The 24,401-nt window shown below is 70.2% G+C and carries 26 protein-coding genes and 1 pseudogene; 7 read left to right on the forward strand and 20 right to left on the reverse strand.

The window, feature by feature from the left end; genetic code table 11:
* Positions 1-35 precede the first annotated feature (35 nt).
* Entirely contained in the window at positions 36-218 is a 183-nt protein-coding gene (locus B0E53_RS36850; RefSeq protein WP_146167564.1) for a hypothetical protein, read from the reverse strand.
* Positions 219-572: 354 nt separating this feature from the next.
* Between B0E53_RS36850 and B0E53_RS02435 the strand changes: the two genes are divergently transcribed.
* Positions 573-1,559, forward strand: coding sequence for a serine hydrolase (locus tag B0E53_RS02435; protein ID WP_107074440.1), 987 nt, complete (start codon positions 573-575; stop codon positions 1,557-1,559).
* 490 nt (positions 1,560-2,049) lie between these two features.
* On the opposite strand, the gene B0E53_RS02440 is transcribed toward B0E53_RS02435, so the two are convergent.
* The 5 genes from B0E53_RS02440 to B0E53_RS02460 are packed head-to-tail and all read right to left on the reverse strand — an operon-like array spanning position 2,050 to position 6,576.
* Positions 2,050-2,844, reverse strand: coding sequence for an amino acid ABC transporter ATP-binding protein (locus B0E53_RS02440; protein ID WP_107074441.1), 795 nt, complete (start codon positions 2,842-2,844; stop codon positions 2,050-2,052).
* Positions 2,841-3,806 carry an amino acid ABC transporter permease gene (locus B0E53_RS02445; protein WP_107074442.1) on the reverse strand — a complete coding sequence of 322 codons (966 nt, stop codon included), beginning with the start codon at positions 3,804-3,806 and terminating at the stop codon, positions 2,841-2,843. The genes B0E53_RS02440 and B0E53_RS02445 overlap by 4 nt, the downstream gene beginning before the upstream one ends.
* Positions 3,807-3,811: 5 nt before the next feature.
* A complete protein-coding gene (locus B0E53_RS02450; protein ID WP_107074443.1) occupies positions 3,812-4,732 on the reverse strand; it encodes an ABC transporter substrate-binding protein in 921 nt (306 codons plus the stop codon).
* Positions 4,733-4,767: 35 nt separating this feature from the next.
* Complete coding sequence (locus B0E53_RS02455; protein WP_210405877.1) at positions 4,768-5,574, reverse strand: deaminated glutathione amidase; 807 nt, start codon at positions 5,572-5,574, stop codon at positions 4,768-4,770.
* 12 nt (positions 5,575-5,586) lie between these two features.
* Entirely contained in the window at positions 5,587-6,576 is a 990-nt protein-coding gene (locus B0E53_RS02460; RefSeq protein ID WP_107074445.1) for a hypothetical protein, read from the reverse strand.
* An 88-nt stretch (positions 6,577-6,664) separates the two neighbouring features.
* Here B0E53_RS02460 and B0E53_RS02465 point away from each other — a divergent pair, with 88 nt between their 5' ends.
* Positions 6,665-8,056 carry a PLP-dependent aminotransferase family protein gene (locus B0E53_RS02465; protein ID WP_107074446.1) on the forward strand — a complete coding sequence of 464 codons (1,392 nt, stop codon included), beginning with the start codon at positions 6,665-6,667 and terminating at the stop codon, positions 8,054-8,056.
* Between the two features lie 12 nt (positions 8,057-8,068).
* Here the strand turns inward: B0E53_RS02465 and B0E53_RS02470 are convergent, their stop codons facing one another.
* Positions 8,069-8,779, reverse strand: coding sequence for an alpha/beta hydrolase (locus B0E53_RS02470; RefSeq protein ID WP_107074447.1), 711 nt, complete (start codon positions 8,777-8,779; stop codon positions 8,069-8,071).
* A 50-nt stretch (positions 8,780-8,829) separates the two neighbouring features.
* Here B0E53_RS02470 and B0E53_RS02475 point away from each other — a divergent pair, with 50 nt between their 5' ends.
* The gene (locus B0E53_RS02475; protein WP_107074448.1) at positions 8,830-9,525 is read left to right on the forward strand and encodes a WYL domain-containing protein; all 696 of its coding nucleotides are present in this window, start codon (positions 8,830-8,832) and stop codon (positions 9,523-9,525) included.
* 401 nt (positions 9,526-9,926) lie between these two features.
* On the opposite strand, the gene B0E53_RS02480 is transcribed toward B0E53_RS02475, so the two are convergent.
* A complete protein-coding gene (locus B0E53_RS02480) occupies positions 9,927-10,640 on the reverse strand; it encodes an NAD(P)-binding domain-containing protein (RefSeq protein WP_246835189.1) in 714 nt (237 codons plus the stop codon).
* Between the two features lie 41 nt (positions 10,641-10,681).
* Here B0E53_RS02480 and B0E53_RS02485 point away from each other — a divergent pair, with 41 nt between their 5' ends.
* Complete coding sequence (locus B0E53_RS02485; protein WP_107074450.1) at positions 10,682-11,092, forward strand: helix-turn-helix domain-containing protein; 411 nt, start codon at positions 10,682-10,684, stop codon at positions 11,090-11,092.
* 267 nt (positions 11,093-11,359) lie between these two features.
* Positions 11,360-12,550, forward strand: a complete 1,191-nt coding sequence (locus B0E53_RS02490) for a PBS lyase (protein ID WP_107074451.1) — start codon at positions 11,360-11,362, stop codon at positions 12,548-12,550.
* An 870-nt stretch (positions 12,551-13,420) separates the two neighbouring features.
* Here the strand turns inward: B0E53_RS02490 and B0E53_RS02495 are convergent.
* Together B0E53_RS02495 and B0E53_RS02500 are read right to left on the reverse strand one after the other, a co-directional pair.
* Positions 13,421-13,885, reverse strand: coding sequence for a hypothetical protein (locus tag B0E53_RS02495; protein WP_107074452.1), 465 nt, complete (start codon positions 13,883-13,885; stop codon positions 13,421-13,423).
* A 167-nt stretch (positions 13,886-14,052) separates the two neighbouring features.
* Positions 14,053-14,622, reverse strand: coding sequence for an NAD(P)H-dependent oxidoreductase (locus B0E53_RS02500; RefSeq protein ID WP_107074453.1), 570 nt, complete (start codon positions 14,620-14,622; stop codon positions 14,053-14,055).
* A 312-nt stretch (positions 14,623-14,934) separates the two neighbouring features.
* On the opposite strand from B0E53_RS02500, the gene B0E53_RS02505 reads away from it, so the two are divergent.
* Positions 14,935-15,273, forward strand: coding sequence for a helix-turn-helix domain-containing protein (locus B0E53_RS02505; protein WP_246835192.1), 339 nt, complete (start codon positions 14,935-14,937; stop codon positions 15,271-15,273).
* A 12-nt stretch (positions 15,274-15,285) separates the two neighbouring features.
* Here the strand turns inward: B0E53_RS02505 and B0E53_RS02510 are convergent.
* The 10 genes and pseudogenes from B0E53_RS02510 to B0E53_RS02550 form a co-directional block, all read right to left on the reverse strand.
* Positions 15,286-15,921, reverse strand: a pseudogene (locus tag B0E53_RS02510) (response regulator transcription factor); the annotation flags it as partial.
* Positions 15,873-16,586: a histidine kinase gene (locus B0E53_RS38415; protein WP_210405878.1), complete on the reverse strand. Its 714-nt coding sequence runs from the start codon at positions 16,584-16,586 to the stop codon at positions 15,873-15,875. The pseudogene B0E53_RS02510 and the gene B0E53_RS38415, both read right to left, overlap by 49 nt.
* Positions 16,544-17,161 (reverse strand): sensor domain-containing protein, encoded by a 618-nt coding sequence (locus tag B0E53_RS38420; RefSeq protein ID WP_210405879.1) that lies wholly within the window; start codon positions 17,159-17,161, stop codon positions 16,544-16,546. Before B0E53_RS38420 ends, B0E53_RS38415 begins: the two co-directional genes overlap by 43 nt.
* Complete coding sequence (locus B0E53_RS02520; protein WP_107074455.1) at positions 17,158-17,904, reverse strand: type II CAAX endopeptidase family protein; 747 nt, start codon at positions 17,902-17,904, stop codon at positions 17,158-17,160. Before B0E53_RS02520 ends, B0E53_RS38420 begins: the two co-directional genes overlap by 4 nt.
* Positions 17,905-18,226: 322 nt before the next feature.
* Complete coding sequence (locus tag B0E53_RS38425; protein WP_210405880.1) at positions 18,227-18,403, reverse strand: hypothetical protein; 177 nt, start codon at positions 18,401-18,403, stop codon at positions 18,227-18,229.
* A 135-nt stretch (positions 18,404-18,538) separates the two neighbouring features.
* The gene (locus B0E53_RS02530; protein WP_210405881.1) at positions 18,539-18,712 is read right to left on the reverse strand and encodes a hypothetical protein; all 174 of its coding nucleotides are present in this window, start codon (positions 18,710-18,712) and stop codon (positions 18,539-18,541) included.
* A gap of 133 nt (positions 18,713-18,845) precedes the next feature.
* On the reverse strand, positions 18,846-19,670 hold the full coding sequence (locus B0E53_RS02535; RefSeq protein ID WP_107074456.1) for an SDR family oxidoreductase: 825 nt from the start codon (positions 19,668-19,670) through the stop codon (positions 18,846-18,848).
* On the reverse strand, positions 19,667-20,509 hold the full coding sequence (locus B0E53_RS02540) for an amidohydrolase family protein (RefSeq protein ID WP_107074457.1): 843 nt from the start codon (positions 20,507-20,509) through the stop codon (positions 19,667-19,669). Before B0E53_RS02540 ends, B0E53_RS02535 begins: the two co-directional genes overlap by 4 nt.
* Positions 20,506-21,693, reverse strand: coding sequence for a mandelate racemase/muconate lactonizing enzyme family protein (locus B0E53_RS02545; protein ID WP_107074458.1), 1,188 nt, complete (start codon positions 21,691-21,693; stop codon positions 20,506-20,508). Before B0E53_RS02545 ends, B0E53_RS02540 begins: the two co-directional genes overlap by 4 nt.
* Positions 21,693-23,072, reverse strand: coding sequence for an aspartate aminotransferase family protein (locus tag B0E53_RS02550; protein WP_107074459.1), 1,380 nt, complete (start codon positions 23,070-23,072; stop codon positions 21,693-21,695). Before B0E53_RS02550 ends, B0E53_RS02545 begins: the two co-directional genes overlap by 1 nt.
* Before the next feature lie 239 nt (positions 23,073-23,311).
* Here B0E53_RS02550 and B0E53_RS02555 point away from each other — a divergent pair, with 239 nt between their 5' ends.
* Complete coding sequence (locus B0E53_RS02555; protein ID WP_107074460.1) at positions 23,312-24,127, forward strand: IclR family transcriptional regulator; 816 nt, start codon at positions 23,312-23,314, stop codon at positions 24,125-24,127.
* The last annotated feature ends 274 nt before the right edge of the window (positions 24,128-24,401 follow it).

Consider the following 24,401-nt stretch of genomic DNA (forward strand, 5'->3'; position numbering starts at 1 on the left):
GTCACACACCGCGACGTCACGCTGCCGAGAAGACCTCACTGCCGGGGTGGTGGTGGGCATACCTTGGGCACGACCTGGTCCACGTCAGGCGCGAGCACCACGGAGACCGCGTCAGCGATGACGCCGATGGCGGCGCTGGGTGCTCCGGTGTCCTCGACAGCTTCCTCCAGCGTGTCCAGGACAACCGCTCGGGCGCGTTGGTGCACAGTTGCTGCCACCGTTGGTCGAGGTATTGCTGCCAGGCTGCCTGCTATTCGCATCGGGTCGTCCATTGCCGTTGCATCTCGGCCTCGGTCCACTGTGTTGCGAGTTGCTTGGCCTGAACTCGCTTCGCGCGCTGGGCGGTGGTCTGCTCGGCCCGGGTCGCGGGCAGGCGGGATGGCCTACCGCGACCACCCACGCACCGTGACCCGCCGGCGGAGCCCCGGCCGTCCTAGAGCCGGAGCGCCGTCTCTCACGAACGAATTCTGGCTGCGGCGGACGGGGCTCTCTCACCCGGGCCGCTCCCAAAGCGGAAATTCCGGTATAACGAGCATGCTGTTCCGCTGGCCGCCATCCCCTCCGGAGTGCCAATGACGATGCAGTTGCGTGACCGTCTCGACGAAGTACTCCAAGCTGGCCAGGTCGGCGGTCTGCACGCCGTCGTGGCGGTTCGCGGTGGTCAAACCTTGCTGGAGTACTACGGAGCCGGCGAGGACTTCGCCTGGGGCGACTCGCTGGGCGTCGTCGAGTTCGGGCCCGAGACGCTGCACGACATCCGGTCCGTCACCAAGGGCGTGACCGTGCTGTTGTACGGCGTTGCGCTCGGCGAAGGGCTGGTTCCGCCGCCGGCGGAGCCGCTCCTGCGGCTGTTCCCGCAGTACCCCGACCTGGCGGTCGACCCCCAGCGTGCCCGGCTCACCGTCGAGCACGCGCTGACAATGTCGTTGGGCGTGGAATGGCGCGAGGATCTTCCGTACAACAGTCCGGCCAACGCCGAGATCGCGATGGAGCTGGCGCCGGACCGGTATCGGTACATCCTGGAGCGGCCGATCCTCGAGCCGCCCGGCACCCGATGGACCTACTGCGGCGGTGCCACGGCTCTGCTCGGCCGACTGATCGCCGACGGCGCCGGGCAGTCGCTGCCGCAGTACGCGCAGGCCGTGCTGTTCGCGCCGCTGGGCATCGGCAGCTTCGAGTGGATGACCGGCGCGGACGGCGTGGCCTCAGCCGCGTCCGGGCTGCGACTCGCACCCCGCGACCTGGCCAGGCTCGGCGAACTGGTGCTGGCCGAGGGAACCTGGGACGGTCATCGGATCGTCCCCTCCGACTGGATCCGTACGATGCTCCAACCACGCCTGCAGACCACCTGGGGTGCGCAGTACGGCTACCAGTGGTACGTCGAATCCATCGAGGGCCATCGGCTGGTGTCCGGCATGGGCAACGGCGGCCAGCGCCTGTTCGTCCTGCCCGACCTGGACCTCACCGTGGCCGTCACCGCCGGCAACTACGACGACCCCGACCAGTGGCGGACCCCGCTCACGGTGCTGGAACGGGTCATCCTTCCTGCACTGGCTTGACGGCCCCGCGACCGATACGAGCCAAGCGGGACCAGCGGAGCGTGACCTCTTCGGTGTTCTCTGGGAGGTCACGCCGCACCGCTCGACCACATCACCGCAGGTCACAGCCCTCGTCCCCGGTCCGGTGTCGATGTGCACTTCGGGCGCGGTGACGCTTCGCCAACCAGCACCCAACCTGCTCCCACTTGCAAGGCCAGGTCATCGAACGGCTCCTTACCGCCGTGACCTGCGCATGCTCCCCTGCCAGGCGACATAGATTGCCGTCCACTGCTGCGAAAAACCGCTGAGCACTCCATGTGAAGCAGGACGCTGCACCGCCTCTGATCTGCGCAAATGCGAAGCAGCAGGCGGGAACGGGTGTCGTTGGGCGCAGTTGAGCGCCGTTCGATGCAGTACAGCGCCGTTCAGTGCACCGCGCTGCTCCCAATCTGCTCCCCCAGGCCGCCGCCCACCGATTCCCGGCGATGGACGGCGGTCACTGAGCTGGGGCTCAGGCGGCCGACTGTCCAGCCGGGAGGAATCGTGAGAGGAAGGCCCGGGTACGCGGGTTGGCAGGCCGATCGAGCACCTCGGCGGGCGTACCGCTCTCGACGATCGTGCCGCCGTCCATGAAGACGACGCGGTCGGCGACCTCGCGGGCGAACGTGATCTCGTGGGTCACCACGATCATCGTCAGCCCGTCCGCGGCGAGGTCCCGCATCGTGGCGAGCACCTCACCGACCAGTTCCGGGTCCAGCGCGCTGGTCGGCTCGTCGAAGAGCATCAGCTTGGGGCGCATGGCGAGCGCCCGGGCGATGGCCACGCGCTGCTGCTGGCCACCCGACAGCTGCCGAGGGAACGAGTCCGCCTTGTCCGCCAGACCGACCTTGTCGAGCAGGGCACGCGCCCGCTCGGTCACCTTCGCCCTGGGCTCGCGCAGCACCCCGACGGGCGCCTCGATGACGTTGCCGAGCACCGTCAGGTGCGGGAAGAGGTTGAAGTGCTGGAACACCATGCCGATCTGGCGCCGGGTCCGGGCGACGCGCCGCTCGGGCAGCCGGTGGATGCGCGCGCCGCGCTGCTCGTACCCGACGAGCTCGCCATCCACGGTCACGGAGCCGCCATCGATTCGCTCGAGGTGGTTGACGCAGCGGAGGAAGGTGGACTTTCCGGAGCCGGAAGGGCCCAGGATCACCACCACCTCGCCAGGGTGCACGTCGAGGTCGACGCCCTTGAGCACCTCCAGCGGCCCGAACTGCTTGCGCACTCCTCGAGCCGACATCAGCGGCTGGCCGGCAGCTGTCATGACGGCACCTCCACCCTCGGCACAGCCGGCTTACGACGGATCTTGAGGACGTCGCGGTACCGGGTCGGTGCGTTGCGGTTGCTCCCGCGGGCGTAGTGCCGCTCGATGAACGACTGCCCGACGTAGAGGATCGACGTGATCACCAGATACCAGACGCACGCCACGAGCAGGAGCGGAATCGTCTGGAAGGTGCGGTTGTAAATGGACTGCACGGTGTAGAGCAGGTCGCTGAGCGCGATCACGCTCACCAGCGACGTCGCCTTGAGCATGTTGATCACCTGGCTGCCCGTGGGGGGCACGATGAAGCGCATCGCCTGTGGCAGGACGACCCGGAAGAGGGTCCGCGTCCGGCTCATGCCCAGCGCCTGCGCCGCCTCGGTCTGCCCCTGGTCGACCGACATAAGGCCGCCCCGGACGATCTCGGCCATGTAGGCGCCCTCGTTCAGCCCGAGGCCGAGGATCGCAGCGAGCAGCGGGGTGATGAGCGCGTTGGTCTCCCAGTGCGCGAACTCGGGCCCGAACGGAATGCCGATCGACACCCGCGGCATCAGCGCCGACATGTTGAACCAGAAGATGAGCTGCACCAGCGCCGGCACCCCGCGGAAGAACCAGATGTAGAGCGCGGCGAGGGACCGCAACAGCCAGTTCGTGGAGAGCCGGCAGACCGCCAGTAGCACACCGAGCACGATGCCGACGGCCATCGCGATGACGGTGAGCTTCAGCGTGGTCCACAGGCCGCGGGCGACCGACTCCGTGTTGAAGTACTGGAGGACCACGTCCCATTCGAAGTTGGGATTGGTCACCAGCATGTGGATCAGCTGCGCGGCGAGGACGGCGACCACAACGGTCGCCACCCACTGCAGCGGATGCCGCTGGGGCACGGCATGTGCGACGTCGACCGGCTTGGCGATGCCGGCGACGCCATCGCCGGCGTCCCGGGTAGCCGGGGCGTTCGTGGCCACGGTACTCACCCCTTGCTGCCGGCCAGATTGACGCCCGGCTTGTCTAGCTTGTTGCCGTCGAGACCCCACTTCGCCATGATCTTGGCGTAGGTGCCGTTGTCGAAGAGTTCCTGCAGGCCGGCCAGCAGCACGTCACGCAGCGCCGAGTCCTTCGGCACGACCGCACCCTGGAAGAGGTCGTCGAAGCCGTTCTTCTGCCCGACCGCGGCGAGCTCCAGCTCACCCTTGGACTGGTCGACGAAGTAGGTCAGCGGCGCCTGCGAGGAGAAGAAGGCGTCGGCGCGGCCGGACTTGACCGACAGGATCGACGACGGCTGGTCCTTGTACGACTGCACCTCGATCGCCGGCTTGCCCTCTGCGGTGCACTTCTGCGCCTGGTTCTTGATCACCTTTTCGGCCGAGCCGGCGGCCATCACGGCGACCCGCAGGCCGCAGGCGCTGTCGAGGTCCTTGATCTGCTTCGGGTTACCCTTCGGCACCGCGAAGACGACGAACTCCTGCACCCAGTCGACGAAGTCGTTGTCGGCCTCGCGCTCGGGGAAGTCGCCGATCGGGCCGAGGGCGAAGTCGTACCGGCCGGCCTTGATGCCGGTCAGCACGCCGGAGAGACCCTCGACGGTCACGTGCTCGACCTTGACGCCGAGCACCTGGCCGAGCGCGTCGGACAGGTCAGCAGCGGCACCGCTGAGGTCCCGGTTGCTGCCGACGATCTCGTAGGGCGGGAAGGAGCCGCTGTTGACCGACACCAGCTTGCCGGCCTGCTTGATCTTGTCGGGCAGCTTGTCGTGCAGCGCGGCGTTCTGCTGCTGCGTGGCGGTTTCGCCCCCGCCGCCCGGCTGAGTCTCGGACGGGTCCTTGGCGCAGCCGACGAGCGACAGCGACAGCAGCGCGGACACGGCGGTCACTGCGATGGTGGTACGGCGCATGGTGATAGTTCCTCTTATCCCAGGGGTTGCTGTTGTCAGCCGGTCGTGGTGGCGAGCGGCCGGGTCGGGGTGGGGTCGACGGAGAACCGCCGGTTGTCGAGCACGGGCAGCCGCCGCCGGGCCTGGGCAAGCCGCTCGGCCGACACCTCGGCCCAGAGCAGGTCCGGCTCCTCAGCGAGGCGCCCGACCACGACGCCGAGCGGGTCGACGACCATCGAGTGCCCGATGTTGCGCGGGCCGCATTCGCCGCACGCCGCGACGTAGACGGTGTTCTCCAGGGCACGCGCGGCGACCATCAGCTCCCAGTGCCGCTCCTTGAGCGGTCCGCGGACCCACGCCGCGGGCAGGACGAGAACGTCGGCGCCGCCCTCGGTCACGAGCAGCCGCGCCAACTCGGGAAAGCGTACGTCGTAGCAGGTCATCAGGCCGACGGTGTGCCCGGCGCAGGGGAAGGTCACCGGCGGGTCGTCGGCGGGGATGACGTTGTCGGACTCCTTGGCACCGAACGCGTCGTACAGGTGCAGTTTGCGATAGTTGGCGATGATCTGCCCGTCACGCAGCACGACGAGGGTGTTGTACGCCCGGCCGTCCGGTCCCGGCTCGTGGACACCGGCCACCACGGTGACCTCGGTTCCGGCGGTGGCTGCGGCGAGACCGGTGACGAACGGGCCGTCCAGCGGCTGGGCGGCGGTACGCAGCCGGGTGAAGTCGTCGGTGAACCGCGCCAGCACCCCCTCGGGCAGGACCAAAAGGTCGGCCCCGCCGGCGGCGGCCCGCTCCACCAGGGCCGTGCACTGGGTGAGATTGACCTGCCAGTCCTCGCTGGCGGCGAGCTGGCCCAACGCGAGGCGTATCTACTCCACTCCCGTCTCAATGGCGATCTTGGTGTACTCGGGGAACAGCACGTCCGGGTCGATCGGCGACTCGGCGATGCCCTGGGCGTGCAGTTCCGCGCAGAAGGCGCTGATCATCGAGCGGTTCGCCGCGAGGCCGTGCGGCATCCAGTCCGGGCCGTAGCGCCGCTCGGTGTCGTCGATCTCGGCGAGCGCCCACGGCGTCGAGTCGGCGTGCTTGCGATAGCTGGCCCACCACGCCTGCTGCGATGCCCGCAGCGCCGTCATCAGGTCGGCGAGCAGCTCCGGCCGCGCCTCGACGTGCTCCCGCTTCACGGCGATGAGGTGGATGCCGGGGATGAACCCGACATCCTCGCCGTAGCGCACCTCGGCCGCGCGGTAGTCGCGGTACAGCGGGCGCAGCGGCGTGTCGTCGCGATGGAAGCCCGGCGGCATGAACGGCGTCATGATCGCGTCGAGCGTGCCGTCGAGGAGCCCTCCGACGAGGGACTCCCCCGGCTCGGCGAGCCGTACCCACGGCGGCGGCGCCATCCCGCCCATGCGGTCGCCGCCCGCCGCGTCGGGGGTGAGCGGCCCGACCACCCACGCGACGCCGGTGAGGTCGACGCCGGCCCGGCGCAGCACCGCGCGGGTCCAGGTGTTGCCGGAGTCCGGCCAGCCGGTCAGGCCGATCCGGGCACCGGCGAGGTCGGCGGCGCCGGCGGCGGGGCTGTCCTTGCGTACGAGGATGCAGCGGTGCCGGAACCCGCGCATGACGAAGGCGGGGATGCCCACGAGCCGGTCGTTGCCGGCCGCGCGGGCCAGGGTGTACCGGCTGAAGGAGGTCTCGCCGGCGTCGAGGCCGCTCTCGTCGAGCAGGTCCGGCGTCACCGCGAGGCGCGCGACGCGCACGTCGAGCGGGGGTGCCCCGACCTCGCCCAGCGCAAGCGGCACCAGGTGCGACCAGGGCCGGACGCCGAGGCGGAGCGGGCTGTGAAGTGAGGTAGCCATCGCCGGCAACGATAAAGTTCAGACGGCTGGCCGACAATAGACGTTTTGTTACTGTTCATTCTTCCCACGATGTGGTGAACTATCTGCCATGACTCCCCCGCAACTGGCCACCTCCACCAGCGACGTGGACCCGCAGTGGCTGGCCGCGCAGATCGAGGACCGCAGCGCCCGGGGCATCGCGGCGACCGTCGCCGCGCTGATCCGCGCCGGCGCGATCCCACCCGGGACCCGGCTGCCCACCGTGCGCGCCCTCGGGCTGGAGCTCGGCGTCAGCCCCGCCACCGTGTCCGAGGCCTGGTCCCTCCTGCGCCGGCGCCGGTCGGTCGCCGGTCGGGGGCGCGCCGGCACCGTCGTCACCGGCCCACCCGACGTACCGCACCCCCGCCGCTTCGAGGAGGTCGGCCGGCACGGCGACCGCCTCCTGCACGATCTCCGCCTCGCCGTACCGGACACCGCGCTGCTACCGCCGCTGGACGCCGCGCTCTCCGCGGCGCTGCGTGTCGGGGAGCTGAACGAATACCACCGGGTGCCGATCACCGAGCGCCTCGCCGACGCGGTCCGCCCCACGTGGCCGTTTCCGCCCGCGAGCCTGCTGGCCGTCAACGGTGGTTTCGACGGTCTGCTGCTGCTCTGCCAGGCTCTGGTCGTCACCGGTGACACGGTGGCGGTCGAGGATCCCACCGCGCCACGACTGCTCGACATCCTCGACGCGGTCGGCGCCGAGGTGATCCCGGTCCCCTGCGACGGGCGCGGTCCCCGGCCGGACGCCCTGGCCGACGCGGTACGCCGCAAGCCGGTGCTCTTCATCTACCAACCGCACGCCCACTCCCCGACCGGGCACAGCGTCGACCCGGCACGTAGCGCGGAACTCGCTGCCGCACTAAGTGGCTCGGAAACCCTTGTGGTCGAGGACGACGGCATGGCCGACCTCGCCCCCGGGCCGGTACAGACGCTCGGCACGGTCTTTCCCGATCGGGTGGTCTTCCTCCGCTCGTACTCGAAGTCGCACGGCCCCGACCTGCGCCTCGCCGTCCTCGGTGGCGCGGCGGCGCTGATCGAGCGGGCGCGCGTCTATCGGACGTTCGGCAGCGGCTGGACCAGCCGAATCCTGCAGAACTGCCTCGCCCACCTGCTCAACGACCCGCACACCCGCGCGCTTGTCACCGAGACCGGCGAGACGTATCGAGCGCGGCGGCGAACACTCGCCGCGGCGCTGGCCGCCCGCGGCGTACGCACGGGCGGCACCGAAGGATTGAGCCTGTGGATGCCCGTCGAGGATGAACGGTCCGCACTGGTCACACTCGCCGCGCACGGCGTGGCGGTCGTTCCGGGAGGCCGCTATTTTTCCGGCCCGCACAAGCCTTTCCTCCGCGTCGCGACCAGCCGGCTCCACGAGCATGTCGACGAGGTGGCCGACCTGCTCGCCTTCGCCGCATTCGAGGAGCACGACCGCGGACAGCCGACCATCGTCCGGGGGTGACCAGCGTCGCCATCAACGACAGCCACGCGGCGCGCGGGGCTGCGCATCGAGGAATCGCGTGATTGCAGCCGCGACGGCTTGGTGGTCTTCGAGCATCGGTAGGTGCCCCGTGTTCAGGTCGTTCTGCCAGGCGGCGCCGAGTCGCTGGGCGCATCGTTGTTGCAGCGCCATCGGCAGCTCATGGTCGTCGGTGGTGCGCAGGTAACCGCGCCACCCGCTCCACGACCGGTGAGCGGTCCGGTCTCGGTAGAGGGCGGGTGACTCTGGGGTGAAGTCGGCGATGATGCGATCGGTGACCTCCTCGTCCAGACCATGGGCGAGGCCACGTCTGATCGCCGAGTCCGGTGGCCGGGTCCCGGCGAATCGCATCGCGGCACTGAGCACCCACCGGTTCGGCACCGGCATCGCCGAGATGAACGATCCTCCCGGCTGCGGGATCACGGCACTGATCGCCAGGAACGCGCTGACGCGTTCGGGCACGAGCCGGGTGACTTCGGCGCCGATCACACCACCGGCCGAGTGCGCGACGAGCACGTACCCACCCGCCGGTGCGGAATCGATGACCGCCTGGGCGTAGTCGCCCAACCGGGCTCGGCCGCCCTGCGGTCGGGAAGCGACACAGGTCTGCTGCCCTTCGCCGAGGTCGCGGCGGACGTCATCCCAGATCCAGGCGGGAAGCCCCGCGCCACTGAGGAACACGATCGGATCGCGTGAAGTGCTCATGACACCATCGTCACCCCCAGCGATGTCACCGGCATGTCACTATTTACTGGATGAGCCGCACCGACCGTCTCTACGCCTTACGTGAGGAACTGCGGCGCGCAGGGCCCGTCGGGCGCTCGGCGGAACGACTCGCCGAGGTCTTCGAGGTCAGCGTCCGCACGATCAAACGAGACATTTCGGCTCTGCAACACGGCGGCTTCCCGGTCTGGGCTCGACCCGGACCCGGTGGTGGCTACGTCGTTGACGCCGCCGCGACCCTCCCGCCGGTGAACTTCACCGACGCCGAGGTCTCCGGCCTCGCCGCCGCCGTGGCCGCCCACCGCGGACAACCCTTCGACAGCCACGCCCGCGCCGCCCTCGTCAAGGTGCTCAGCGTGATGGACACCCGCGCACGAGAAAATGCCACCGCGTTGAACGGTCGTGTCTGGATCGACCACACCGACACACCCGGCGATGCCCGGACTCGACACGCGATCGAGCAAGCACTCCACGCGCAACGCGTCCTTGTCGTGAACTACCGCGACCGGCATGGCACGCCCACCACCCGGCAACTCGATCCCGTGCTCCTGGCCCGCACCCGGGGACACTGGTACCTCGTCGGGCACTGCCACACTCGTCAAGCGATTCGCTGGCTCCGCCTCGACCGCGTCATTGCCGCACACGTGACAACCCAGCCCGCCGCTCGTATCCCCATCGAAGCCGTTGGCGCACCGCCCACCACCGCCGAAGCCATCGCCGAACTGTGACGCCACCCGCCATCGCCGACCAGTCCGCTACCGGTCAACCGACACCAGATCCTCGGTAAGCCCGGGATCGTCCGGAAGCCGCAGCAGTCCATCAAGATGTGCCTCAACGTAAAGTGGCAGAAACCGCCAGATGCCTTAGCTGCCGAAACGGAAACCGCAGGTCATCGTGCAGGCGATCGCCGTTCGAGGCCGTTGGGCGCTGTTCAACGCCGTTCAGTGCACCCGGTTGCTCCCAACCTGCTTCCTCATGTCGGGGCCGCGAGACTGGCTGCAGCTGATCGGCTCGCGCGGACAGTGGCATGGGCGGATGTTCGGCGCGGCGCCTGGTGTGGTGTTCGCTGGCGGATACCGAACCCGGCTGAGCACGGGCCTACGTCCCGAATCCGCCGTACTCGAGAAACTCAGCGATGCGTCTCTGCCAGGGAGGGGAACGCGGCACGCGGCTCCTGGCCCGCCCACCACAGCCCGATCGCCAGCGCCGCTGTCGCCTCCAGGTACGCCGCCCGCGCCAGCCCGCCGCACGGCGCCGGCGTGCAACCGATCGAGCTGATGAGCGTCTCCGTGGCGGCGGCCGCCTCGGCGTGGTCGGCGCAGTAGGGCACGGCCAGCGGTACGTCCTCGAAGTTGGGCGGACGAAGCGTCCAGATGCTCACGTGGCAGAGGTTGAACGCCTTCACCACGTGCGCGTCGGGCGCGGCGGCGGCCAGTTGCCGCGCCACAGACGTGGTGCCACCGGTGTCGAGCATCAGCCCGTCGCTGGTCGGTACGACGGGGTTGGTGCAGTCGATGACCGTCCGACCTGCGAGGCTCCCGGCGAGGACGCCCACCAGTTGCGGTGCCTGCGCCGCCGGGACCGCGACGAGGATGACATCGCCGTGGCCCGCCGCGTCCGCGAGGCTGCCATACCCGGCGGCGCCGATTCGTCCGGCGGTCTGCTCCGCCCGCACCTGATTCCGACCGCCGATCACCACGTCGTGTCCGGCCGCAGTCCACGCACCGCCGAGCGCCGCCGCCATACCGCCCGTGCCGAGTATGCCAATCTTCACGCCTGCTCCGTCTCTCGCTTTGCGGCGGCTCGGTACGCAACCGCCGTTCAGGACGATAGGCAGGTCCATGCACACCGAACGGTGTGCAATGGGTCGTGCAGGATGGGCGCATGGGCAATCCCGTTGACCAGCTCGACGACTACACCTCCGACTGCCGGGCCCGCGTGGCATTCGAGGTGCTGGCCAACCGCTGGGACAGCGTCGTGGTCTTCACGATCGCCGCGTACGGGCCGATGCGTCCGGCGGTGCTCCTTACCCGGATCGGCGGGATCAGCCCCAAGGTACTCAACGACGCGTTGCGCCGGCTGGAGTACAACGGCCTGGTGGAGCGCCGGCCGTACCCGCAAGTGCCACCCCGCGTGGACTACGCGCTCACGGAAGCGGGCGACGCGCTGCTGGAGCCGATGGAGGCGATGGGTGCCTGGGCCACCCGGTATGCCGACGCGGTTCTTGACGCTCAGGAACGGTTCGAGGCGCGTGAGAGGTCCACCCGGCCCGGATCCGCTCGGCGTCGCCGCTGACAGCTTCCGGCCCACCGGCGAGCATCCCGCCCGGGACCCACGAGGAGCGAGGCCCCGCTCCTTCATGCCATCAAGCAGTCCGGCCCGATCAGGCGTGGAAGAACACACCCTTCGCTAACCTCCGGCAGCCGGATTGATGAAATGGATGGGCTCAACGCCGTACACGGTTCGCCCACCCGACCGACGCCCGTGAACGTCCCCGCCTGCCCCGGCGCCGGGGCGACACCCCCACGCGCACGCCGGTATGGGCGACGGGGAACATAGGGCATGCTCGAAGGCCTTGACGACATCGAGTGGCGGCGGCTCGGCCACGCCTATGGCGCGGCCGACGACGTGCCCGGCCAGATCCGCGCCCTGCGGTCGCCCGATCCGGCTGAACGAGACGACGCTCTCGGGACCCTTTACACCAACATTTTCCACCAGGGCGGCCGGTACCAGGCGAGCGCCTACGCGGTGCCGTTCCTGCTGGAACTGCTCGCCGACCCCGCCACTGCGGACCCGGCGGCGATACTCGCGCTGCTGACCTCCCTGGCGGTCGGCTACGACGAGAACTTCCTGCCGGGCGGCTTCCCGGTGACCGACTACCGCCGGGCTGCCGAAGGTGGGCGAGAGCTGCTCGCCGCCAAGCCACCGCCCTGGACCGGCGAGGACGAGGCGGAGAAGGAGTACGTCGAGTACGTGTACGTCCAGTCCCTGACCGCCAAGGAGCAGAGCCGGCTGTGGTCGTACATCGAACTGGCGGTGTACGACGCGGTACGGGCCGGGGTGCCGCTGTTCCGTAGCTTGCTGGGCCACGCTGATCCGGGGGTGCGAATCGGGGCGGCGTACGCCCTGGCCTGGTTCCCGGAGGAGGCCGCCGGTAGTCTGCCCGCGCTGACCCACGCCGCCGCGGCCAGACTGGAGCCCGACCGGGCGGCGGTCGTGCCGGAGCCCGGTGCGGTGGCCACCATGCTGGTGGCCTCCGGGTTGCTTGGCGCCGCGCCAGACATCCGGTTGCTGGCCGACCCGCATCCGCTGGTCCGCTGGGCCGCCGCGATCGGGCGGACCCGGGTACTGGGTGCGGAGGCCGACGAGGCGACCGTTGAGGAGCTGTTGGCCTGGGCAGCCGCCCCGCCCGACGACGCGGTGAACCCGCCGGCGGAGGCGGGGTGGGTGCCGTTCCTCAATGGAGATCTGGGTGGGTACGCCGGGCTCGCCATGCGGCAGCTCGGCCCCCGAGCACACGGACCGCGCCTTCGACGCGTTGCTCCGTCGGCTGCCCACTGTCAGCGGCGATCAGTCGTTAACGGTGTTGGGAGAGGCGTTGCGCCTCGCGTTTCCGGATGGGCCGCTGCCGGCGGCGATGCCCGCTGCGGCGTTGGCGCCACGACAACAACGACTCGTCGAGGTGCTGAGCCGGTCATCCGATCCCTGGCTGATCGACGGGCAGGACTTCGGCAACATCGCCATGCTCGTTGACGAGTACGGGCTGCCGGACAGCCGCGAGGGGCTGCTCGCGTACCTCGCGCGTCTGCCGTAGCCGCGTGCCGGTCGCAGAACATGCTGAACACCTGCACCTACTACGCGATGCGCTACTCAGTGGCGGCGAAGTCGACCGGCGCGAGCGCTGTGCGGTCAGCGGCGCGGAGCGGCGACGCAGAGCGATCCGGGGCAAACGTGTCACGCCGGAGTTTCGTGCGGGCTGCCGGGGTCGGCGTCCTGACAGTGACGACGGTGGGTTCCGGCCTGCTGTCGTATCGGGCGTACGACAATCGGGTACTGGGCGCCGACCGTGGTGGCGCGTTTGACGCGTGGCGGCGCTGGCGAGACGAGCCTGCCTGGTCTGGTGCCAGCCACCCTCGTCGACCGACTGCTGAAGCTTCACCCCGACCAATGACCCGTCCAACATCGACGTGATCGGCCGGGTCCCCACAGGCCTTTGCAGAGGTAAGCCTCGGGGCAGTCGTAGATTCCCTGGGAGACCGGTTGCCAGGCGCCGTGGTCCTCGCGCCGCCCAGCCGGTCCGCCTCGCCGGCGGCGCGAACCATTGTCGAGGTTGTGGGATGAGCGGTGGCCGGGCCCCGAAGTGGGTTCCAAGCGCTACCCGGACACCGAGACCCGAGTACGACAGCGTTCTGGCTCGTCACGACAGCGTCCTGACGGAGTTGGTGGCCGGTTCCGCGCTGCTGGTGGTCACGGCGGGCTACTCTGATTGGCCGGAACCGGAGGAGCCTTGCCGGTCGCCGGAGACCGTTGCCGATCCCAACCCGGGCGGTTATCGATTGGCGTAGAGCGGGACGGTGTTTACGGTGAACCGTCGTGGACCAAGAACCTACGGCGGTCACAGCCCTAAGTGATCGAAAAGAGACGATCAACGGGGTCCACGACGGCGGCCAACAACGCGCCGGGCACGAGGGCCGGGTCGTCGGCGCGGATCGTGTCTGCCTCGAACGTGGCGAACCCCGGCCCGCTGATCCGTAGGTGGAGTTCCAGCCCAGGATCCTCTCCGCCCAGGTGGTTCGCCACCGCGAGAATCTCCGCCGTCGCGGCGACACCGGCGGCGGATAGCCGACGCGCGTCGCGGCGCGAGCGGGTGACCAGCCGCAAGCCGAAGACGCCGAAGCCGACACCGACGATCGTCGCCAGTACGCCACCAGCAAGAAGGCCCCAGAAGTCTGCGGGCGACCGCACTGGGTCCAGCGTCACGGCGACGGCGAACAGGACCGGTCCGGGCAGGCAGATGGCCAGGAACGCCAGTCGGCAGAATAGCGCGCCGACCGGACCGATGCGCGCTTCCGCTTCCCGGGGGGTCACCCTCGCACCATAGTGCAGCGCTCAATGTGACTGACTGAGTCGTTTTCCATCCTTCACAGCGGGTCGTTTTGACGCTGTGCAGGACGAGGCCGTCCTGGGGCCTCGCCCTCGTCAATCCCTGGGTACGCCGCACCTGCTCTGAGCTGCGAGATCAGCTTGGAAAAGGCTCACTGTTGTCCCTCGCGCAATGGGGCGAGCGCCTCTGCCCAGGCGACCACCTCGGTGAACAGTTGTGCCAGGGTCGCCTCGTGGCGCTCGGTGGGAACGAACGTCGTGAAGGACTCGAAGTCGGTCACGAGGGACAGGTTCAGCTGGGTCCGGACGCCGGCGAGTTGCAACCCCGCACCGATGAGCCGGAGATGCTCCACCGCGCGGGCACCGCTAACGGTGCTGCCGTAGGCGACGAACCCGGCCGCCTTGTTGTTCCACTCCTTGTAGAGATAGTCGATCGCGTTCTTCAAGGCAGACGGGATCGACCGGTTGTACTCGGGCGTCACGAACACGTACCCGTCGAACTCGGCGACCTTTGCACTCCACGCGCGGGTGTGCTCGTGCTCGTACAAGCCCATCAGCGGCGAGTTGGGCTCGTCGAAGACGGGAAGCGCGTAGTCGGCGACGTCGACGATTTCGACCTCGACGTCCTGGCGCTTCCGGCCGTGCTCGGCGACCCAATCGGCGACCTGGCGTCCGACGCGGCCGGGACGGGTGCTGCCGACGATGATCGCGATCCTTGTCATGCGGATTCCTTGTCTGCGGGGAGCCGGCAACGGGGCCGGCTCGATCGGTTGCCATCGGTCCGAACCGCACCGCGGAGGGCTTCATTTCGCCCCGTACACACGCACTTCCGCCGCCGCTTCCGACGTCGAAGTAAGAAATATGGTCAGCGACCCACGACCTATCGGTTTGTGATCCAGGTCGCAGGCGGTGTCGTTCGAGCTGATTACGATTGGCGCGGGTGACCGCGGGAGGATACGGACGTGAACAGGGCGCTGCGGTCCGAGCTCGCGACGCGAGAGGTGCCTCCCGCCTGTGTGGACACGATCGAGCTGGTGCGCGACATCCTGGCCCGGGTCGGCGACAGGTGGACGGTCCTCATCCTCACGAACCTGACGCAGACGCCACTGCGGTTCACGGAGCTGCACGACCGGGTCCCCGGCATCTCACAGCGTATGCTCAGCCACACGTTGCGTGCGTTGACCCGCGACGGACTCGTCAACCGGGCGGCCTACGCGGAGGTACCGCCGCGCGTGGAGTACACCTTGACGCCGCTCGGCCGCTCCCTCGCGCAGGCCGTCGACGGCGTCGTGCGCTGGACACGAGATCACCAGGGCGACCTCGTCCGCAACCGTGACGCCTTCGACGGCGGTCGACCGCCCGTCCCTCGCTGATCCTCGGCGTTTCAAGTAGGTCAGCACGGCGAGCACGCGACGGTTGACGTCATCCGCCGGAGCGATCCCGAGCTTGGTGAAAATACTGGCGATGTGCTTGGCCACGGCGCTCTCGGTGATGTGCAGGCCGGTGGCGACGGCGGCGTTGGACCGCCCTTCCGCCATGAGCTCGAGAACCTCACGCTCCCGCGACGTGAGGCTGCTGATCATGCCCCGCGCCGCGCCTCGGGACAGCAGCTTGACGACCACGTGCTGATCGAGGACGGTGCCGCCGGCGGCGACCCGGCGGACCGCGTCGATGAACTGCTCGGCGTTGGTGACGCGGTCCTTGAGCAGGTAGCCGATGCCGCCGCGGCCACCCGCGAGCAGCTCGTTGGCGTAGAGCTGCTCTACGTACTGCGAGAGCACCAGGATGGGCAGGCCGGGTCGCTGCCGCCGGGCCTGCAACGCGATCCGCAGGCCCTCGTCGGTGAACGACGGTGGCAGCCGGACGTCGACGACCGCTACGTCCGGCTCTTCGTGCCGCAACGCGTGCAGCAGCGACGGGCCGTTGTCGACGGCGGCGACCACGTCGAACCCGTGCTCGCGCAGCGTGCGGCTCAGCCCGTCACGGAGGAGGAAGAGGTCTTCGGCGAGGACAACACGCACGGAATCTCCATCGTCGCAGTGGTCGGGCCGCCCGGCGGGCTGTGGATGACGAGAATGCCGTCGAACCTGTCCAGGCGGCGTTGCAAGCCGCGCAGTCCGGTGCCGCGCGCGAAGTCCGCGCCGCCATGCCCGTCGTCGGTGACGGTGACCCGGAGCGCCGAGCCGGAGTGTGCCAGCACGATCCGGACGGTACGGGCACCCGCATGCTTCGCCGTGTTCGCCAGCAGTTCGGTAACGGCGAAGTAGACAGCCGACTCCAGCGGCGCCGGAAGGCGGCCGCGCAGATCGGCTCGGACGTCCACGTCGAGAAGGCTGTCCAGCGCGAGGGCCCGGACTGCGTCGCCGAGGCCCCGGTCGGCCAGCACCGGCGGATTGATGCCCCGGACGAGGTCCCGCAGCTCGTGCCGGGCCCGGTCGGACGCGGCGCGGGCGTCGAGCAGCAGCCTGCGTGCCTCCGCCAGGTCGCTGTCGAGGAGCCGTGCGGCGCGATCCAGCGTCATGCCCATGGCCACGAGCCGCGCTTGGGGACCGTCATGCAGGTCACGTTCGATGCGTTGCAGCTCGGCGGCCTGGGCGTCGAGCGCCTCGGAACGGGTGTCGGCGAGATGGGCGACGCGCCGGGTCAGTGCGGCGTGCCGGGCGCGGTCAGAAGCGCGCGGGTCCATCGGGCGTGCAGCCGCAGGGCCTGCGGCGCGCACAGGACACCGAGGGCCACAAATGCGGCGCCGAGGACGAGCGCGGCGAGCATCGTCACGGTGCCGTCCACCGGGATGAACGCGTACCAGTTGTCCGGGCCGAGGACCGGCCACAGGAACGGCTGCACGAGCACGCCGAACGCGCCGTACCAGACAAGGCAGAGCGGTACGGCGACCAGCAACCCGCCGACCAGCGGGTCCACCACCGCCCACGCGAGGTCCCGCCAGAACCCCTGCGCGCCCAGGATGGCCATGGACCGCAGCGGCCGGCTCGGCGCTCCGGACGCCGGCAACGAATCGGGCGGGTCGATGGTCACCCCGGACCAACGGCCGGCCCAACCGCGCGCGCGGTCGGACATCCGCCGCAGCGCGGTCGCCGCGGGCGTGACCAGCACGAACCCGATGCCGACCGGCAGCGTGAGCACCGCACCGACGGCCGCGATCCCGACCAGTGACTCGAGCACCGTCAACCAGCTCAGCAGGTGACACCGGCCGAGCGCGAGCCAGCGCCGCGCCCGACCCGGTCCGTCGGACAAGAGTGTCACGGATGATCCACGGTGACGGGCCTACCGGCTCTACCCAGCGACATCCAGACCAACGCCGCCACCAGTGATGACGCGCCGAACAGGGCCATGGGCAGGACGGCACCCGACTCCTCGTTCATGAACACCAGCATGCCGAGATTGATCAGCGTGTGGAAGCTCCCGGCCAGCAGCAGCCGGTGTGACGTAACCCGCTGCAGACCCAGTCCGAGCACCACGGACATCGACACCGTCGCCGTCAGGAACGCGCCGGCGTACCAGGGGCCGTGAGCGAGCACCGGGACATGCCAGACGCCCCACAGCATGCCCACCAGCGCGCCGGCGGCAACCACACCGAACCGTGCACCCAACAGCGGCTGCAGGACGCAGCGCCAGCCGATCTCCTCCCCGCACGCACCGATCAACTGCGCCACCACGATGAGCGGGAACGGATGGCCCAGCGCGCCGGGCGCCGTGAAGTCCAGGTCGCCCGTCACCAGAAGGTGCGCCCCGACGGCGGTGGCGATGATCAGCAGCGCGGTGATGGTCAGCGCTCCGCCGGGAACCAGTCCACCGCCGGAGCCGCGGACCGCGCTCCGCAGCAGCGCCCAGGTCCGCGCCGGCCAGAACAGCGCCAGCACGGCCACCGCCAGCGACGGCCCGAACTGGGTCAACTGGATCACCTCGGACGGAATGCCGGTCCCCGGCTGAGCAGCACCGAGAAGCCCCGCCGCGACCGTCGCGACCAGGAAGAACACCGTCGTCATCGGCCACACCGGCCGCTGCCGTCGGACCGACCGATCTGTCGCCGGCTCGGACCGGACCTGATGGGGTGTCACACTGCCGCGAACCACGTCTGCCTCGCTTCAAGATCGATGGGATATCCCCACGATGCGACGCCGCGAGGCTGCCGTCATTGCACCTGGCTACAGAATCCGGCTGTACCTGAGTACAGGATGGCCCGTCCCAAGCCTTCTCGATCAGGGGCGTCAACGGGCCGCGGGGGCGCGTCGCACGACGTCCAGGTGTCCGGCCCGGCCGGGAACACGGCGTCGAGGACCGGCCTCACCATGCGCCGCTGGTCGTGCGTCACCGCTGGAACCGGTAAGTTCGCTCGACCCTCGCCACGTGCACCTGGTAACGCTCGTACCAACGCTCGCGCGCCAGGTGCTGGGCGGCGCGGTGCTCCGGGTCGTCGTGCCAGGCGCGGAGCGCCTCGTCGTCGGTGAAGAAGACGATCGTCAGCTCGTCGCCGTCGTCCGTCACAGCCGAGCGGCGGCCCAGGGTATCCGGGTCGGCGCTCGGCGAGCTCGAGCATGCGGGCCAGCGTCGCGGAGTACCCGTCGGCATCGGCGCCGGTACGGGTCACCTGAAGGATGGCAACGTGGTACGGCGGCGCCGTCATGACTCGGCGACCGGCGCGCGCCGGGGCACGCCCCAGCCCTGCGCCAGCCGGGACGGGTGGAGATTGCGGCCGCCGCCGTAGAACTCCAGGAACTTCATGATGAGCGGATCCCACCGATCCGGGTCGACGTACCGGTTGGAGCCGGCCACGAGCAGGTCCTGCTCGACCATCACGGCGACCCCGACGCCGCCAGCCTCGCCAAGGACGCTGCGCTCACCCTCCTGCGCACCGCCCGCTCACGCTCCCTCGCGTCGTAGCGGCGACGGGCCGATCCGATGCGCCGCGCCGCCGGTGGCGGGAGAGTCAGAGTGTGCTGCGGTACGGCGGCATGAACCGCAGCCGGGGCATCTGGTCGGCGAGCACGCCCCCGTCGACGACGAGATGGGTGCCGGTGATGTAGCGGCCGGCGTCGGAGGCCAGCAGCAGGAGCGCGCCCACGCAGTCGGCCGGCGTGCCATAGCCACCGCGCAACGGGATCCGCTCCTGCCAGGCGGCCGCGAACGCCTGCCGGTCCAGGGGGAACTCGCCGTCGATCGGAGTGGCGATCATGCCGGGAGCGATCGTGTTGGCGGTGATGCCGTGCGGGCCCAGCTCGGCGGCGAGCGATCGGGTGAGCAGCTCGACGGCGCCCTTCGAGGCGTTGTAGTGAGCCAGCCCAGCCTCGGCCATCAGCCCGTTCTTCGAGGAGATGTTGACGATGCGGCCGGCCACCCCGTCGGCGATCATGTGCTCGGCGACGCGCTGCGCGAGGAAGAAGACGGCATCCACGTTCACCCGCATCACCTCCCGCCACGCGGCGACGGTGATCTCGTTGAAGTGCTCCAACCGGGCCACGCCGGCGTTGTTCACGAGGATGTGCACCGGGCCGCGGTCACGGCGTAGCCCGTCGACCCAGGCGGCGATCGCTGCGGTGTCGGACAGGTCGAACGGGTACGGGTGGCAGTGGCGGCCGTGCTCGGTCACCGCGGCCACTACCGGGCCGAGGTCGACACCGGGCCGGTCCACCACCACGAGCTCGGCACCGGCCGAGGCGAGGCCGACCGCGAACGCGGCGCCGAGCCCCCGCGCGGCGCCGGTCACCACGGCGAGCCGGCCGGACAGGTCGAAGGAGGGCGGGACGCGGGTCATGCCAACCCCAGCAGGTCGAGTGACGGGCGGTGGATCAGCTGCTCGACCTGCTCGGTGTCGAGCGGGTCGAGGCCGGGGATGCCGGGCACCCGGCCCACCGTCCGCAGCCCCTCGATCGAGGCGTCGACGGTGGTGAAGGGGTAGTCGCTGCCGAACATCAGTTTGTGCCACACGCCGTAGTCCTGGACGAGCCGCAGGCTGTGCCAGAGCTGGAAGGGGCGGTAGTGCAGCGCGGAGACGTCGGCGTAGACGTGCTGGTGCTTTCGGATGACCGCGATGCACTCCCCCTCGTACGGGTGGCCCAGATGGGCCAGCACCATGCGCAACTCGGGGTGGCGGATGGCGACCTCGTCGAGGTGCACCGGCAGGGCGTAGCGCAGCGGCGCGGCGGAGACGAAGGTGGTGCCGGTGTGCACCAGCAGCGGCAGGCCGTGCCGCTCGGCGTAGGCGTACAGGTCGTCGTAGGCGGGGTCGGCGGGGTCGAAGCCGGCGTACATCGGCATCAGCTTGATGCCGCGCAGTCCGAGGTCGCGGTGCCCGTGCTCCAGTTCGTCGCGCCACCCGGGCTGGGTGGGGTCCAGGGCGAGGTACCCGATGAGCCGGTCCGGCCGGGCGGCCACGTACGCGGCCACCGCGGCGTCGTCCACCCACAGCCCGGACCGGCGGGCCTTGCCTCCGACGACGATCGTGCGGGTGTCCGCCGGTGCGGTGGCCGCGTACTCCGACCACCGCACCGTCAGGTCGACCTCACCGCCGTGCGCCCGCGAGGCCTCGGCGGCGAACGGGTCGCCGACGTGGTCCGGGCAGTCGAACAGGTGCGAGTGCACGTCGACGATCATCTGCGGTCCCGCTTCTCCCAGCCCTCGGCGAACATGTTCCAGAAGCCGTGGCTCGGCGGGTGCTCGGCGAACACCTCGTCCACGAGTTCGATCCCGAGGCCGGGGCCGGTGGGCAGGTCGATGTGCCCGTCGACCACCGGCAGGGCACCCCGCACCGCGTCGAAGACGTAGTCCTCCAGCAGCCCGTCGAAGGTCTCAAGGATCTTGAAATTGGGCATTCCGAGGACAGCGTGCACGGAAACCGTGGTGCACAGCGGCGAGTTGGAGTTGTGCGGGGCGACCACCATGGCGTGCTGGTCGGCGATGGCGGCGAGCTTGCGCACCTCGGTGAACCCGCCGGCCATGGACAGGTCGGGCTGGATGATGTCGACGGCGTCGGTGGCGAACAGCCGGGCGTACTCGTAGCGGTTGTGGAAGTGCTCGCCGCCGGAGATCGGCATCGTGGCCCGGGCACGCAGCTCGGCGTAGCGCTCGATGTGGGTCCACGGCAGCGGCTCCTCGAACCAGCCGAGGTCGAACGGCTCCAGGTCCCGCACGAGCCGGGCGGCGGTGTGCATGGCGAAGCGGGCGTGCCCCTCGACGAACAGCTCGATCTCGGGCCCGACGGCGTCGCGGACGGCGGCGACGATGTCGACCGAGCGGCGCAGCTCGGCGCGGGACAGCTCGCCGAGGCCGGCGCCGAACGGGTCGAACTTCAGCGCGGTGTACCCCTTGGCGACGGTGGCCCGCGCCCGTTCGGCGAACGCGGCCGGCTCCCGGTCGCCGGTGTACCAGCCGTTGGCGTAGACCCGGACCCGGTCACGGCAGGCGCCGCCGGTCAGCCGGTACGCGGGCACGCCGAGGGCCTTGCCCATGATGTCGTAGAGGGCCTGGTCGACGCCGGAGACGACGATCCCGCCGACGTCGCCGCCGCGCAGGAAGTCGCCCTGGTACATGCGCAGCCAGATCTCCTCGACGTCGAACGGGTCGGCGCCGATCAGGTGCCGGCCGGCCATCGCCTCGGCGAGCTGGCAGGTCTCCCGCGTCCGGTAGGGGTGGGTGATCTCACCGACGCCGGTCAGCCCGGCGTCGGTGTGCACCCGCACGTAGGAGAAGTCGCGCCAGGCGGTGCCGAGGGTGAGGGTCTCCACCCGGCTGATCCGCCCCGCCGGCCCGACCGGCCGGGTCTTGTCGACGGTGAGCATCAGCGCCCTTCCCCTCCGGCGGCCGCGCCGCCCATGGTGGCGGTGCCGGCCAGCTCGGTCACCCCGCCGGAGGCGAGGGTGTCGCGGACGGCCGCCCGGGTGGCCTCGACCAGGTGGTCGATGTCGGCGTCGGTGTGGGCGTACGAGATGTGGTTGCGCTTGAGGTTCAGCGGCAGCTCGAAGATGCCGTGCTCGGGCATCCGCCGACGGTAGCCGATGAACATGCCGGCATCGTTGCGCAGCAGGTCGTCGTAGCTGCTCGGTGCCGGGCCGGGCATGAAGTAGGTCACGAACACCGAGCCGTGGCCGGTGACCACGGCGGGGACGCCGAGGTCGGCGAGGACCTCGGCGATGCCGGCGCGGGCCCGCTCGCCGAGGCGGTAGACGTGCTCGTGCACGGGTTCGGCGCGCAGCTTGCCGAGGGCGGCGAGGGCGGCGGCGACCACGGCCGGGTGGCCGTTGTAGGTGCCGGCGAAGAAGGCGGGTGCGCCGGGTCGGGTGCTGAACAGGTCCATCAGGTCGGCGCGGCCGCCCAGGGCGCCGATCGGGTAGCCGTTGGCGATGGCCTTGCCGAGGGTGGTCAGGTCGGGGGTGACGCCGCTGATCTTCTGCCAGCCGCCGAGGTCGTGCCGGAAGCCGGTGATCACCTCGTCGAAGACGAGGACGCTGCCGGCCCGGGTGCACTCGTCGCGCAGGGCCTGGAGGAATTCCTGCTCGGGCAGGAGGCAGCCGACGTTGTGTGGCACCGGCTCGACGATGACGGCGGCGATGTCGTCGCCGTGGGCGGCGAAGGCGGCCCGGACGGCGGCCACGTCGTTGAAGCGCAGCACGAGGGTGGCGTCGAGGACCTCGGGCAGGATGCCGGTGGAGATCGGGTCGACCTGGCCGACCCGGTCGGGGGCGGAGATGACGTTGAGGCTGACCGAGTCGTGCCAGCCGTGGTAGCAGCCCTGGAACTTGACCACCAGGCGCCGGCCGGTGGCGGCGCGGGCGACCCGCAGGGCATGGAAGGTGGCCTCGCTGCCGGTGCTGGTCAGCAGCACCTTCTCGATGCTCGGGATCAGTTCGGCGAGGGTCTCGGCAAGCTGGATCTCGCCGTCGGTGACGGCCACCCCGCACAGGTCGAGCCGCTTGCCGGCCTCGGTGATGGCCGCGTTGACGTCGGGGTCGTTGTGGCCGAGCAGGGGCGGGCCGAAGGCCGCGTGGTAGTCGGTGTACTGGCGTCCGTCGGTGTCCCAGAAGCGGGCGCCGGCGGCGCGGGCGATCACCAGCTCGGTGAGGCCCGGGATGCTGCGCTGCCCGCTGTTGACGCCGCCGGGGATGACCCGGCGTGCCCGCTCGGCGAGGGTGACGCCGGACGGGGCCGATCGTGAATTCACACCTTCTCCTCATCGCTGCGGCGCGGCGACCCAGCCCGGTCGCGGCGCCGCGGTTTGTCCGCCGCGGGAGGAACCATTCGAGTTTCGGAACGCTGTTCGGCTATGCCAAACGATGTTCGGCATAGTAGGCACGCCAAATCGCGAAGGTCAACACCGAGGGACACTCTTTCCCGAACAGGTTTGTTACGCTGTTCGGCCTTGGCGAACAGCATCTGGTTTCCCTGACCGAAAGAAGGACCATGACCACCACCGAAGACGGGGACAGCTCCCGCTACCTGGTGCGCAGCGTCAGCCGCGCGGCCGAGGTGCTGGAGGTACTGTCCGCCGCCACCCCCGGCGAGGGGCTGAGCGTCACCGACGTCGCTCGCGCCTGTGGCCTGTCCAAGAGCGCCGCGTTCGCCACCTTGCACACGCTGTGCCACCACGGCCTGGCCGCCGACGACGGCGAGGGGATGAACCGTCGCTACCGGCTCGGCATGGCCCTGGCCCGCCTCGGCGTCCGCGCCCAGGAACAGCTGTCGCTGCGTGACATCGCCCGCCCGGTGCTGGCCGCGCTGACCCGCGACACCGGGCTCAGCTCCCGGTTGGCCGTCCCCGAGGGGGCCCACGCGGTCGTCATCGACCAGGTCGGCAACGGCGAGCGCATCCAGATCGAGCTGCGGATGGGCACCCGCGAACTGCCGCACTGCACCGGGCTGGGCAAGGCCCTGCTGGCCGAGATGACCCCGCCGCAGGTTGCCGAGCTGATCGGCCGCGTCGGCCTGCCCCGCCGCACCGACCACACCATCACCGACCTGGACTCGCTCCTGGCCCACCTCGACGACGTCCGCAAGGACGGGTACGCCCTCGACGACGAGGAGGACGCCGACGGGGTGTTCTGCATCGGCAGCGCCCTGCGCGACCACACCGGCCGGTGCTGCGGCGCCATCAGCGTGACCGGGCTGAAGCTCGGTCTACCCAGCTGGCGCTACCAGGAGCTGGGCCGACAGGTACGCCAGGCCGCCGAGGCCATCTCCGTCCGGCTCGGCCAGGTCCCGGCGGAACAGACCTCTTGACAGCCGGTTCACCTGCTGTTTAACGTTCCCGCCAACGTCACGGCCCTGGCCGTTACGGGTCGCGACCCCTGGTCGCGGCCGTCTCGGGCGAACAGCTGACTCCCGTCGCGCCGCAGCCCCGGCGCCGGGCGTTCCGGTCAGCAGCTCCGCCGCCTGCGCGCCTCGCGCGTTTGCCCGACCTTCCCCCGCCCTGCGGCTCCCCCGTGGTGCCCGCAGGCCCCCCAGCACCGCCGTACGGCGTCCCGCCGGCCGGCTGGACCGCGAAGGTTGAGGC

The sequence above is a fragment of the Micromonospora sp. MH33 genome, from assembly GCF_003013775.1.
In the GTDB taxonomy this organism is placed as follows: domain Bacteria; phylum Actinomycetota; class Actinomycetes; order Mycobacteriales; family Micromonosporaceae; genus Micromonospora; species Micromonospora fulviviridis.